The organism is Lentzea sp. DG1S-22 (assembly GCF_036321065.1).
Taxonomy (GTDB): Bacteria; Actinomycetota; Actinomycetes; order Mycobacteriales; family Pseudonocardiaceae; genus Lentzea; species Lentzea jiangxiensis.
The window spans coordinates 7,125,089-7,137,488 of the sequence record NZ_CP143276.1 but is presented as its reverse complement, the minus strand read 5'-3'; the positions used below and the strand labels follow the sequence as shown (position 1 = coordinate 7,137,488).

Sequence of the window (12,400 nt, the reverse complement as noted above, 5' to 3'; positions counted from 1 at the left end):
TCACCGGACCGGGCCGTGGTGGCGGTTCGTCCAGGCGGCCACGGCCGGCAGCACGTCGGTGATCCACTCGCGGGCGGCGGCGGTGAGTTCGTAGCGCGCGGCGCGGCGGAGTACGAAGCCGTTGTCCTGCAGGCGTTCCAGGGTCATGACCACCCTCGGGCCGAGGGCGGGGACGAGGTCCTCCACCGCCTTGGGGCCGTCGGACAGCGCCACCAGCACCTGCGGGAGCTGGTCGCTGCTCATCAGGTCCTGCAACGCGAGCAGGTGGTGCAGGGCCGCCGAGTCGACGCTGTGCTCGGTGGTGAACGCGCTCGGGTCGTGCACCTGGACGCGGGCGCGGCCGGTGCGCTTGGCCCGCTGCAGGGCCGCGTCGGTCTCGCGGACCAGGTCCAGCAGCGTGTCCTCGCTGCCGGGCACGTGGGACGAGACGCCGATGGACGCCGTCTGGCCGTGCAGCGTCACGTGGTAGCCGTCGTTCGTGGTGATCTCGGTCTGCAACGCGCGGATGTCGCGCAGGATGCATTCGGCGATGCGGGCCGCTTCTCGGCCCGTGGTGCGCGGCAGCAGCACGAGGAACTCATCGCCACCGTGGCGGCACACGAGATCTGTCGGGCGCGTGTGGGTTGCGAGCACCGTGGCGACGTCGGTCAGCACCACGTCGCCGGCGGGGTGGCCGTACTCGTCGTTGATCTTCTTGAAGCGGTCGAGGTCGACCATGAGCAGCGCCACGTGCTCCCAACGGCGCTGAGCCCGGCGATACGCGGCAGGAGCCTGGTCGTCCCAGCCCCAACGGCCGAGAAGGCCCGTCAGGCGGTCTGTCGCCCACGCACCAACGGGTTGCGCGCACGAGACACAGCGCGAAGGCGCGCTCTCGTCGTGCAGGCGCAGAGACCCGCGGTCCACCGGCAACCCCATCCGCGCAGTCGCCATGAGTCCCCCCGGATGCTCCGACCGGCCCGATCTGCCGCTTTCAACTGAAGTGACGTCGTTCGGATCAAATGCGACACATCAGTGCAAGCGGCGGAGTGTGATCATAGGGCTACCGACAGGTGGATTCAACCCTTGTGATGCCATATGCTCTCGGGGTTCCACACCAGTGGAATGATCGCTGGCCCCCAGTCGCTCCACCGGAGGTGTGGCGTGAGGCCGTTCGCCGAGGTCCTCAACGAGCTGTGCACCAACCCGCCCGACGGCCGGGGCAAGGTCACCAACGTGGCGCTCGCCGCGGCGGTGAAGTCGCGGGGCGGCGACATCGGGCACGGCTACATCTCGCAGTTGCGGCTCGGCGTGAAGGACAACCCGACCTGCCAGGCGATCGTCGACCTCGCCGACGCGCTCGGCGTGCACCCCGCGGTGTTCCTCGGCGGCCGTCGTGAGCTGCACCCGGGGGAACGACCCGGTTGGCGCGCATCGGCGTTGAGCACGCTCTTCGAAGCCGTGCACCCGCCGGACCGCGGCCCGTGGTCGCCGGAGGAGGTCGCCGCCGCGATCAGCGCGTCCGGCCAGTTCGGCAGCATCTCGGCGAGCTACATCCGGGAACTGCTCGGCAACACCAGCGGCAACCCGCGGCTCAAGCACATCCTCGGCCTGGCCGACCACTTCGGCGCCGATCCCGCGTACTTCTTCGACGACGACCTGGCCGCGCGCGTCGACGCCGAGCTCACGGACTTCCTCGCGCTGCGCGAGCTCGGCGTCGTCGAGTTCGTCACCCGTCTGGCCGAACGCACCGGCGATCTGTCCCCGCAAGCCAGGGCTGCTGCGGTAGAAGGGTTCAGACAGGCTCTCGAGGTCGGCGAAGGCTGGTCGTTCCCGCTGAACAGCCGTCGCACGTCGGCGGACCACACTTGATGGCGCCCGCTGCGTGAAGATCTCGGCCTGGACCGCTGCAGACGACATCGAGAGGAGGCGACGGGTGAACCGCAGGAAACTGCGCAAACTGGTCGACGAGGTCGCCCGGGACCTCGACCTGCCGCCCGGCGCCACGCACCGGGACGCGAGCCGCCGGGTCTGCGAGCTGATGGGCGAACGCCTCGGGCGTCCGGTCGACGTCCGCTTCGCCGCCATCACGAACGCGGTCTGCCTGAGCGGCGCGACGGCGTTGCTGGAGAACGGCACGTACCTCGTCATCTGCGCGGACTCCCCGTCCTGGTACCACCGCCTGCACGTGCTGCTGCACGAGTTCGCGCACGTCCTGCTCGAGCACCAGCCCGTCGCGCTGAGCCGCGACGAGGGTCTGCGCAGGCTCGCCCCGCACCTGCTGCCGCGGATGGCGAAGATCATCGCCGGCCGGACGACGCTGACCGAGGACGAGGAGCGCGAGGCCGAGAACCTCGCCGACCACCTGCTGGAACGGCTGACCGAACACCGCGTCTGGGCCGACACGGCGGCCACCGAGGAACCCGCGCACGTGCGGCGCGTGGCCGAGTCGCTCGAAGGAAGATCTCGCTGGGTGCGTCGTGGCGATCTTTAACCTGATCTACCTCTCGTGCGGTGTCGTCGGGCTGTTCCTCCTCGCTTACAAGATCCGCTCGCTGCGGTCGAGCTGGGGCAGCCCCCGCGTCGTCGCGCTGATCTCCACCGTGTTCTTCTCGGCGTTCGCCCTGCTCTGCGCGGCGCCCGCGAACATCGGCTGGATCAACCGCACGAGCGGCGTGCCGAACTTCGCCGCCCTGCTCGTCTACAGCCTCGTGGTGTGCTTCGCGGGGTCGGCGTTCGTGCTGGTGCTGTACTGGAGGTACCCGGCGGCCCAGGCGTGGCGGCGGGTTCGGCTGATCGTCGTCGGCTACGCCTCGGTCGTCGTCGCGATGATCGTGCTGTTCTCCGCGTCCGAGGTCGGGGAAGAGCGGCAGGTCGACTTCGACACGTTCTACGCGACGCAGCCGACGATCGCGGTGTTCCTGTTCATCTACCTCGTGGCCACGATGATCGGCTGCGGCGGTCAGGCCTACCACTGCTGGCAGGGGTCGTGCGACGAGGCGATCTCCGCCCGGCCGTGGCTGCGCCTCGGGCTGCGCTGGTACTGCGCGGCGGCGTTGTTCCCGATGATGTTCGCGGTCATCAAGCTGTTCGTGCTGCTGATGGACTGGGCGGGCCAGCGCGGTTTCGACGTGCTGAGCACGACGGCGCCCCTGATGGCATCGCTGTCGATGATCCCGCTGGTGATCGCGATGGCGCTGCCGGTCTTCGGGCCGCGCCGCCCGTCGCCCTCGCTGTGGGTGCGGCGGTGGCGCACGTACTTCGCGCTGCGGCCCCTGCACCGCGCGCTGGTGCACGTGAACCCCGCGATCGTCCTCGTGGCGCCCGGCAAGTACCTCAACCCGCACCACCGCGTGCGCCGGCAGATCATCGAGCTCAACGACTGGCGCTGGGCCCTCACGCCGTACTTCGACCTGAACGTCGGTGAGGCCGCGGCCTCTCTCGCGCACGAGGCCTCGCTCACCAAGGACGAGGTGGCCGCCGTGGTGGAGGCGGCCCAGCTGCGGGTCGCGGGCTCGTCCGGTGGACGCGCGCGGGCACCGGAACGGCGCCCCGCCTCGGAGATCGTCGACGGCACCGACCTCGCGGCCGAGCACGACAGGTGGGTGCGGATCTCGCGGGCCTACCAGCACTCGCCGATAGTCGACGCCGCCGTCGCCGGCGCGGCACGCGTGGACGCAGCAGGGGGAATGGATTAGATGGCAACGACACACGCCGTTGTCCTCGGTGGAGGACTCGCGGGCATGCTCACGGCGTCCGTCCTCGTCCGGCACTACGACGAGATCACCGTGGTGGAGCGCGACAAGCTGCCGGACGGCCCGTCGCCGCGGTCGGGCGTGCCCCAGGCCCGGCACGCGCACCTGCTGATGTCCGGTGGCGCGCGGGCGATCGACGCGCTGCTGCCGGGCACGCTGGACGCGCTGTTCGACGCCGGCGCGCACCGGATCGGCGTGCCGAACGACCTGGTGTCGCTGAGCGCGCAGGGGTGGGTGCCGCGGTTCCCCGAGATGCAGTTCATCGTGACGTGCAGCCGCGGGTTGCTCGACTGGGTCGTGCGCAGCAGGGCGTTGCGGGACGACAAGATCTCGGTGCTGACGGGGACCGAGCCGGTGTCGTTGCTGGGCGACCGGGGCGCCGTGACCGGGGTGCTGGTCGAGGACCGCGTCTCGCGCGAGCGGATCTCGCTGGAGGCGGACCTGGTCGTCGACGCGACCGGACGCGGCTCGCGCCTGCCGGCCTGGCTCGCCGAGTTCGGGCTGCCCTCCGTGGAGTCCGAGTCGGTGGACTCCGGCCTCGCTTACGCCACGAGGATCTTCCGCGCTCCCCCGCCGGCCGCGTCCGGGTTCCCGATCGTCAACGTGCAGGCGAACCCGCGCGATCCGCATCCGGGCTGCACCGCCACGCTGCTGCCGATCGAGGACGGGCGCTGGCTCGTCACGTTGTCCGGGACGCGCGGCGGTGAGCCCTCGACGGACGAGTCGGAGTTCGTCGACTTCGCCCGCTCGGTGCGCAACCCGGTCGTGGGCGAGCTGATCGCCTCGGCCGAGCCGTTGTCGCCGGTGTACGGGTCGCACAGCACGGCGAACCGCCGGATGTACTTCGAGCGCCTGAGGTCCTGGCCCGCCGGGCTGGTCGCACTGGGCGACTCCGTCGCCACCTACAACCCCGTTTACGGGCACGGGATGTCGATCGCGGCGCAGAGCGCGCAGGCGCTCGACGCCGGGTTGCGCGCGGGCGACTCCGCGCAGCGGATCCAGCGCGGCATCGGCAAGGTCGTCGACGGGGCTTGGGCGATGGCGACCAACCAGGACATCCTCTACCCCGGTGCGGTGGGCAAGCCGTTGCCGTTGGCCGGGCGGGTCCTGCAGCGCTACGTCGATCGGCTGGTGCGCACCGCCACCACCGAGGCACCGGTGACCCGGGCTTTCCTGGACGCCTTCACGCTGTCCGCGCCGATGGCGGGTCTGATGAGCCCGAAGGTGGTGTGGGCGACGATGCGCGGGCCCCGGGGTGAGGTGTCCCCGGAGCCGACGCTGACCGCCGCCGAGCGGGACCGGGTGACGGGCTGACGTTCAGGCCACCGGTCACGTCCGCGGGACGAAGTCCGCGCTCTGCACGTACTCCATGGCTTCGGTGAACACCGGGTCCCGCATCCTCGCGGCCATCTCCTCCCCGGTCGGTTCCGCGACGCGCTGGTGCAGCCACCACAGGTTGCCGAACGGGTCGGCGAACCGGCTGACCCTGTCGCCCCAGAACAGTTCCGCGGGCTCGGTGACGATCCTGCTGCCGAGGCGCACGGCTCGCCGCAGCGTCGTGGCGTCGTCGGCGACGTAGAGGCGCAGGAACGCCGGTGTGGGCGGCCAGTTCGGACGGTCGAACAGCATCACCACCGAGTCGCCGATGCGGACCTCGGCGTGGCCGATCTCCGGCGGTTCGCCGACGCGGCCGAGCTCGGTCGCGTCGAACACCTCCGCGAGGAAGTCGATCAGCTCTGCCGTCCGGCCAGGGGTGATCAGCCACGGCGTCACGGTGTGGTAGCCGCTGGGCACGACGTCCATCGGTCTCTCCCTCGTCTCGATGGAACGACCGTATGACCTATATAGGACCGTTTCGGTCCTGGTTCTGGCTAGCTTGGTGGCATGGGTGATGCGGCTCGGTTGTTGCGCCTGCTGTCGTTGCTGCAGACGCCTCGCGAGTGGCCGGGCAGCGAACTGGCGGCGCGGCTGGAGGTGACGACGCGAACGGTGCGGCGGGACGTCGACCGGCTGCGCGACCTCGGGTACCCCGTCGAGGCCACCCTGGGCGTGCTCGGCGGGTACCGGCTCGTCGCGGGCGCGGCGATGCCACCGCTGCTGCTCGACGACGAGGAGGCCGTCGCCATCGCGGTCGGTCTGCGCACCGCGTCGCGGCAACCGGTGGCGGGCATCGCCGAGGCTTCCCTGCGCGCCCTCGCGAAGCTGCAGCAGGTGTTGCCGCCGCGGCTGGCGCGCCGGGTCGCGTCGCTGACGTCCGCCACTGCGGCCGGCGCGGCTTCGTCCGCGTCGCTGGTCGACCCGGCCCAGCTCTCCGTGGTCGCCGGCGCGGTCAACGCCCGCGAGCGCGTGCGGTTCACCTACGTGGCGCAGGAGAACGTCGTCTCCAAACGGCACGTGGAGCCCGTTCAGTTGGTAGCGCTGGACCGGCGCTGGTACCTCCTCGCGTTCGACGTGGAACGGGACGACTGGCGGATCTTCCGGCTGGACCGCGTCTCCTCCGCGCTCGCGACCGGTGCCCGGTTCGCAGCCCGCGCCGTACCCGGCGGGGACGCGACGGAGTACGTGACGCAGCGGATGTACGACACGGCGGCGACCTACCGGGCACGCGCGACCCTGCGACTGCCGGTGGACCTCGCGCGGGCGCGGCTGGGGGACTTCGCCGGTGAGCTGACCGCGCTCGGCGACGGGTCGTGCGGCTGGCACAGCCACGAGGACACGGTCGAGTACCTCGCGTTCCGCCTCACGTCGCTGGGGTGTGAGTTCACGGTGGACGGGCCGGTGGAGCTGGTGGAGCACCTGCGGGGGTTGGGGGAACGGATTCGGCGGTCGGTGGGATGAGGGGGTGGTGGGAGGAGGTGAGGGGCGGTCTCGGGTGAGGGGCGGTCTCGGGCGACAGGCGGTGTGGGGTCACCGGCGGCGTCGGGTGGTGGAAGGCGAGGGCGGTGTCCGGCGACCGGCGGTGTCGGGTGGTGGAAGGTGAGGGGTGGCGAAGGTGGGGGCGGTGTCGGGTCACCGGCGGCGCGGGTCACGGGGCGGTGAGGCAACAGGGCGGTGAGGCGAGGACGGCGGTCGGCGACCTGCCTGGGGGTGGCTGGCAACGGCAGCGGGCGACCAAGCGACGCGCGATGGGCAGCCGACGGCGGTCAGGCCAGGTCGTCGGTCACCGGTCGTCGGGCCACCGGTTATCGGGCCACTGGCCGTCGAACCCCAGCCGTCGGGCCGGAGACCGCGGTCCGTCGGGATCGCCGGAATCGTTGGCGCAGAAGGGTATGGCGGCGACCGCGGCTCACCTGCCCGGCGGCCCCGCTCTCACCCCCAGCACCGGCTGACCGCCCGGCACCCCCTGGTACGAGCTGTCCCACGGCCAGCGCCCCTCCTCGTCGGCGTGCACGAGCTGCAGGGCCTCGATGCCCTCCCCGAACAGCCGGGCGGACACCAGCAGGTGGGCCCAGGGCCGGGCGACGCGCACCACCTCCACCTCCGGCCCGCCGGGCAGGCTGAACGGGCGGCCCGGAGCGGGCAGGCAGCTGTGCTCCAGGTGTTCGGCGGTGTCGTCGAGCAGGCGACCTGCTTGCAGCACGGGCATTCCCGTCACCACGAGCTCCGGCAGGCCGCGCAGGGTCAGGCCGACGGTGTAGGCCCAGGGCGGGTGCGCCCGGTCTCGTTCCACCGCCTGGACGGCCCAGCCCCGCGCGTCGATGCAGCGGCGCAGCGTGGCCAGGTGTTGTTCCATGCGGTCGGCGGGGTGGTCGCAGTCCCAGCACATCGTGGTCTCCTCGGATCGGTGGTGGATCCAGTGTGCCGAGGAGCACCGACAAGATCGTTTCAAGCAGTTCGTTGACAGAAAGTGGACAAACGATCTGTGGGCCGTCTGGATCGTTACCCTGCGACGCACGGAGGATCGTGCATGCGCCAACGAAGGCTTTCCGTTCAGCCTGACGCCCTCGTCCGGGGCTGCGGGGACTGAATGCACCTCGAACCCGGCACTCCCCTCGCGGACGCGGTCAGGGCCGCGCGCTCCGCCGCCCTGCGCGGCAACGTGCTCGGCGTCGACCTCGCCTACGAGAAGGCCGCGAAGATCAGCCCGGTCGTCGCCCACGACCACTGCGCGACCCTGCTGGAGCTCGGCGCCGTCGCCAAGGCCGCGCAGCGCTGCGACGAGTACCTGCGCAGGGGCAACGACATGACGCTGCGCATCCTCAGGGCGCAGATCCGCAGCACCGCGACGGACCACGCGGCGGCGGAGCGGGACGTGCGCGCGTTGCGGAAGCTCAAGCTGACCGAGCTGGAACAGGCGCGGCTCGCCAGGGTCGCCGCGCTGGCCGCCGCGGACCGCTACGACTACCCCACCGCGGAGAGCGAGCTCGACGCCGCCGAACGCCACTTCCGCCGCGCCGGACGGCCCGAGCACCTCGAGCACGTCGGCAGGGACCGGCTCCTGCTCGACGTGCGCAGGAGCAGCCTCGTCACGAGGAGCGGCGACGACGCTCCCGGCTCCCCCGCCGAGCTCCTGCGGCGGGCCGCCGCGCTGCGCAGGGAGGTCCGGTACGAGGAAGCGCTGGCGTTGATGACCCGGTGCGCCACCAGCTACCAGGTCGAGCCCGCGCTGCGGCTCGCCGTCCTGCACGAGCTGACCGCGCTGCTGGTGATGACCCGGCAGGAGGGTGCGGCGCGGCGGCTCTTCCCGCTGCTGGCCGCGGCCGCGGGGCCCGAGGTGCTCGCGAGGCTGCCGGACGCCACCAGGGCGCTCAGCCCGGAGCGCAGGCTGAGCCACGTCCGCCGCCTGGTCGCCGAGGGCGAACTGGTCAAGGCGGAAGGCCTGCTGGGCGAGGGGAACTCGCCGCTGTGGCACCTGACCGCGGCCGAGCTCGCCCACGCCAGGGGCCTTCTGGAGCAGGCGGCCGGGCACTTCGAGGTCGCGAGCCGGTCGGACCACCCCGAGCTGAAGGCGCTGGCGCTGCGCAAGCTCGGGGACACGTTCGCCGACGCGGGCGACGAGGACCGGGCCGCGCGGTACTGGACGGCGTCGCACCGGATAGAGCAGGACATCGCCGACCACCGGGACAGCCCCAGCGTCAAGCTGCGGATGTTGCGCGCCCCCGCGGACGAGCACGACGGCCGGGTACTCGCCGCCGTCCGGCGCGTCCGGCGCGACGGCGCGAAGGCGCTGGCGGGGCTGGTGGTGGCCGTCGAGGCGGCGAGGAGCGCGACGGTCCTCGCCGAGCCCCGCGAGCTGCCGGGGTTCGGCGACCTGCCCGCGGCACGGCGCTGGCTCCGCGCGACGACGAGACGCCTGCCGCGCGACCAGGTCGTGTGGATGGTGCACGTGACGCCGGACCAAGTGCACCACCTGCTCGTCGGCCGCAGGATCACCCACCTCACCACCGGCGTCCACGTCGCCGACCTCACCGACACCATCCGCCGGCTCAAGGCGTGGAAGCCCCGGTACGACCCGGCTGTCCTCGGCGCGCTGCTCGTCGAGCTGGCCGGCCTGATCGGGCTGGACGACGTCGTCGGGGCACTGCCGCCCGGGACCACCCGGATCGCCGTGGTGGCGGGCGACGTCCTCTCGGACGTGCCGCTCGCCGGGCTGCCCGTCGCCGGCACGCACCTCGGCCTGGCGCACGCGCTGTCCAGCCTGCCGTGCCTGTCCGCGCTGCCGGTGCTGCGCCGCCGCGCCCGCGGCCAGCGGGGGGACGGGACGGCGGTCGTCAGCAGGGGCGCGCAACTGCGGCAGGTCCTCGAAGAGCGCCGCTTCCACCGCATCCGCGTCGACGCCCACGGCACGCACGACCGGATGAACCCCGAACAGTCGTGGCTGCAGTTCGGTGACGAACGGGTGTCCGCGAAAGCGTTGGAGAACATGGACTTCAGCGCGTGCGGCACGGTCGTGCTCGGCGCCTGCGAGTCCGGGATGGCCCAGAAACGCGGCCGGGACGACAGGCCCGGTTTCGTGCGCGCCGCCATCACCGCCGGCGCGGCAGCGGTCGTCGCGGCGCACTGGAGGACCGAGGCCGCGGTGGCGCGCGGAGTGCTCGACGCGTTCGACCGCCACCTCGCGAGGTTGCCCCGGGACCGCGCACTGCAACACGCGTTGAGGGAGGTCGCCGACCGGCACCCCGCCGACTGGGCGTGCTGGTCCCTGCACGGCGACGCGGGCGTTCAGACCACGGCGGGCCCGCTGCGGAGAAGACTGAGGATGATCGGAGAGCCTGTGCCGCTCGAAACCCGTCCCAAGGTGTTCCTGTCGTTCGCCGGCAAGGACCGCGCGCACGCGGAGCAGCTCCGTGCCGAGCTCGAAGCGCGCAACGTCAACGCCTACCTCGACGAGAACGAGGTCGCGCCGGGCGACGACGTGGTCTCCGCCATCGACGAGGCCCTCGCGACCTCCGACTACTACGTGCTGCTGTGGTCGGCGAACACCCGGCAGCGGGAGTGGGTCACGGAGGGGTGGACGGCGGCGTTCACCCTGGAGATGACCCGCCGCCGCGCCTTCCTGTTCCTCGTGCGGCTCGACGAGGAACCGCTGCCGCCGTTCCTGGCGCCGCGCAAGCACGTCGACTTCGCGGACGCGGCCGACCGCCTGGTCGCGACCTGGCGCGCGGACCGCAAGTCGGAGCTCCCGGTGTTCCCGCAGCCCGTCCCGCCGACGCCGGACGGCCCGACCGCCGCGGTGTCGGTGCGCAGCCACGACCTCGGCACGACGCACGTCGTCATGACACCGCTGCACCTCACCGGAGCGGCGCTCTACCGGGCGGTGTTCGACGCGATGCAGCTGCCGACCGAGCAGGTCGCGTTCGACGGCACGGTCGGGATGCGGTTCTCCTACGAGCTGTACCAGCAGAACGAGCCGATCCCGGATGATCAGTCCACTGTGGAGCTGAAGTCCGACCTGGTGGACATCGCCGTCCGCGTCGAGTCGTTCGGCGGGCGCGCCGCCCACGGCACCAGGGAGTACCGCGAGGACCAGGAACTCGACGAGGGGCTCGACGTCGACCGGCAGCGCATGCTGCTCGTCGCCGCGTTCCGCCACCTCTTGCCCTGAACGGGTGAACTCGCGCGATCGACTCAGCTTTTCCCGGCTTCAGCGCCTGTACCCGGTGAAGGTCGCCCCAGGGCGGTGAACGACACCGGCGGACGCTGAAGGGAAGACCGTTGAGCACACCGGAGCCGGACCAGGGCTTCGCCGAGTTCTTCCGCAGGTGCCTGCCCGTGGTGACCAGGACGCTGACGGCGTTGAACGGCGACACCCGCGTGGTCGAGGACATCGCCCAGGACGCGCTGGTGATCGCGCAGCACCGGTGGCACGACGTCCACGCCTACGACAAGCCGGAGGCGTGGGTGCTCAAGGTCGCGATCCGGCTGATGCGGCGGTGGCAGCAGCGGCACGAGCTGGAGACGCCGCTGGTCGAGGTGCCGGACGTCGTCCAGCAGGTGCACGACGTGGAGGCGTTGCACTCGGCCCTGCGCGAGCTCTCCCCGGCACCGCGAGGCCGTGGCGTTGCACCACCTGCTCGGCTACTCGGTCAGCGAGATCGCCGCGGTGCTGGTGGTGGGCGAGTCGACCGTGCGGACCCACCTCACCCGCGGCCGGGCCGAGCTGCGGCGGATCCTCGGAGGCAGTGATGGGTGACCTGCTGGCGCGGTTCGAGCTGGACGAGGCCGTCGAGCGCCTGTACCGGCTCGCCGAGGAAGCCGAACGCGCGGGCCGGCTGCGCGAGGCGGCCGTGCACTTCCGCGTCGCCGCCGACCAGCGCCTCGGTGACGCGGCCGTGCGGCTGGCGCGCGTCCTGTTCGCACTCGGCGAGGAGGCCGAGGCACGGCGGTGGTGCCGCGCCGCGGTGGCGGACGGGTTCCCCGAGGCCGACGAGCTGGTGCTCGAGAACTCCTCCGCGCGCCAACGCTTCCTGGAGCACGCCGCCCGGGTCATGGTGGGAGCGCCGACGTTCGACTGGCTGCCTTCCGGGATGCCGGCGCACCGGATCGCACCCTCAGTGATCGCTTCGCGCACACGGGCGTTGCGCGCGCTGGACCGCCGTTACGGCGGAATCGCCTGCCACGCCTCGGTTCTGGAGCACCTGGCCACCGTCGAACCCATGGTCGTCGTGGGCGACGCCGCCACCTGGACCGCCGTCGCCGAGGTGCACGAACTGGCGGGCTGGACGGCGTTCGACAGCGGCATGCCCGGCGCCGCGCTGCCGCACTTCGCGCGGGCCCTGACGCTGGCGCGGCAGGCGGAGGACGAGGCGCTGATCGCGTCCGTGCTGGCCCGCGCCGGCCGGATGTTCCTGCACCACAACGCACCCGAGGACGCGTTGAAGGCGTTCCAGCTCGGACTCGTGGCCGCGCACAACTCGTGGGCCGACCGCCGCGCGCTGGACGACCCCGCCCAGGCCATCACCTCGTTGGCCACGACGGTCGACACCTATGGCGACGACCGCGCCCGTGCCCGCGCCATCGCGCTGACGGCGCTGGCGCGCAACCACCTCGCCCTGGGTGACGAGGCCGGTGCCACCGAGTTCGCCGTGAAAGCCGTGGAGGCCGCGCGCGATCTGCGGTCGGCACGTGCCGACGACCACCTGCGGTGGCTGGACCAGGAAGCCCGTGCCGCGGGCGCATCCGTGCTGGCAGAGCACATGTCGGCCCGTTCCGCACGGTGTAACTGACGG

At 72.1% G+C, this 12,400-nt stretch carries 11 protein-coding genes and 1 pseudogene; 9 read left to right on the top strand and 3 right to left on the bottom strand.

Features of this window, described 5'->3' with window-relative positions:
• On the bottom strand, window positions 1-915 hold the full coding sequence (locus V1227_RS33860; RefSeq protein WP_329794173.1) for a GGDEF domain-containing protein: 915 nt from the start codon (window positions 913-915) through the stop codon (window positions 1-3).
• Between the two features lie 225 nt (window positions 916-1,140).
• On the opposite strand from V1227_RS33860, the gene V1227_RS33855 reads away from it, so the two are divergent.
• From V1227_RS33855 to V1227_RS33840, 4 genes are all read left to right on the top strand, one after another.
• Complete coding sequence (locus V1227_RS33855) at window positions 1,141-1,848, top strand: hypothetical protein (RefSeq protein ID WP_329789290.1); 708 nt, start codon at window positions 1,141-1,143, stop codon at window positions 1,846-1,848.
• A 64-nt stretch (window positions 1,849-1,912) separates the two neighbouring features.
• Entirely contained in the window at window positions 1,913-2,470 is a 558-nt protein-coding gene (locus V1227_RS33850) for a hypothetical protein (RefSeq protein ID WP_329789289.1), read from the top strand.
• Window positions 2,457-3,674 (top strand): MAB_1171c family putative transporter, encoded by a 1,218-nt coding sequence (locus tag V1227_RS33845; RefSeq protein ID WP_329789288.1) that lies wholly within the window; start codon window positions 2,457-2,459, stop codon window positions 3,672-3,674. The genes V1227_RS33850 and V1227_RS33845 overlap by 14 nt, the downstream gene beginning before the upstream one ends.
• Window positions 3,675-5,045 carry an NAD(P)/FAD-dependent oxidoreductase gene (locus V1227_RS33840; protein WP_329789287.1) on the top strand — a complete coding sequence of 457 codons (1,371 nt, stop codon included), beginning with the start codon at window positions 3,675-3,677 and terminating at the stop codon, window positions 5,043-5,045.
• Window positions 5,046-5,060: 15 nt separating this feature from the next.
• Here V1227_RS33840 and V1227_RS33835 read toward each other — a convergent pair whose 3' ends face one another.
• On the bottom strand, window positions 5,061-5,534 hold the full coding sequence (locus V1227_RS33835) for a VOC family protein (protein WP_329789286.1): 474 nt from the start codon (window positions 5,532-5,534) through the stop codon (window positions 5,061-5,063).
• An 81-nt stretch (window positions 5,535-5,615) separates the two neighbouring features.
• Between V1227_RS33835 and V1227_RS33830 the strand changes: the two genes are divergently transcribed.
• Window positions 5,616-6,569: a helix-turn-helix transcriptional regulator gene (locus V1227_RS33830; protein ID WP_329789285.1), complete on the top strand. Its 954-nt coding sequence runs from the start codon at window positions 5,616-5,618 to the stop codon at window positions 6,567-6,569.
• Window positions 6,570-7,017: 448 nt separating this feature from the next.
• Here the strand turns inward: V1227_RS33830 and V1227_RS33825 are convergent, their stop codons facing one another.
• Window positions 7,018-7,497 carry a DUF4262 domain-containing protein gene (locus V1227_RS33825; RefSeq protein ID WP_329789284.1) on the bottom strand — a complete coding sequence of 160 codons (480 nt, stop codon included), beginning with the start codon at window positions 7,495-7,497 and terminating at the stop codon, window positions 7,018-7,020.
• Window positions 7,498-7,698: 201 nt separating this feature from the next.
• Between V1227_RS33825 and V1227_RS33820 the strand changes: the two genes are divergently transcribed.
• The 4 genes and pseudogenes from V1227_RS33820 (at window position 7,699) to V1227_RS33810 (ending at window position 12,397) form a co-directional block, all read left to right on the top strand.
• A complete protein-coding gene (locus V1227_RS33820; RefSeq protein ID WP_329789283.1) occupies window positions 7,699-10,776 on the top strand; it encodes a TIR domain-containing protein in 3,078 nt (1,025 codons plus the stop codon).
• 110 nt (window positions 10,777-10,886) lie between these two features.
• Window positions 10,887-11,105: pseudogene (locus tag V1227_RS40760) on the top strand (sigma factor); the annotation flags it as partial.
• 121 nt (window positions 11,106-11,226) lie between these two features.
• A complete protein-coding gene (locus tag V1227_RS40755; RefSeq protein WP_442916397.1) occupies window positions 11,227-11,364 on the top strand; it encodes an RNA polymerase sigma factor in 138 nt (45 codons plus the stop codon).
• The gene (locus V1227_RS33810; RefSeq protein WP_329789281.1) at window positions 11,357-12,397 is read left to right on the top strand and encodes a hypothetical protein; all 1,041 of its coding nucleotides are present in this window, start codon (window positions 11,357-11,359) and stop codon (window positions 12,395-12,397) included. Before V1227_RS40755 ends, V1227_RS33810 begins: the two co-directional genes overlap by 8 nt.
• The last annotated feature ends 3 nt before the right edge of the window (window positions 12,398-12,400 follow it).